The 240-nt window shown below is 32.5% G+C and carries 1 pseudogene; it reads left to right on the forward strand.

What is annotated here, in order from left to right:
• Positions 1 to 240, forward strand: a pseudogene (locus tag ACHRV0_RS21740) (hypothetical protein); the annotation flags it as partial.

Raw genomic sequence — 240 nt, forward strand, 5'->3', positions numbered from 1 at the left:
ATGAGGCAGGAGACAATGTTACTATTGATGTAGTAGGCGATGTTGCAACTAATTTTGAAACAATCATAAACAATCCAGCAGTAACAAATGTTTTAAACAATTTTGTTACTAAATCAGAAGGTACAGTTTCATTCAATTCTACAACTAATGAGTTTACTTATACAGATGCTTCAGGCGCAACACAAGTGGTAAACATTAATGAAATTGTAAAAGGGAACGAAACTTTAACATCACTTGCTT

Source organism: Flavobacterium sp. FlaQc-30, from assembly GCF_044005885.1.
Classification (GTDB): domain Bacteria; phylum Bacteroidota; class Bacteroidia; order Flavobacteriales; family Flavobacteriaceae; genus Flavobacterium.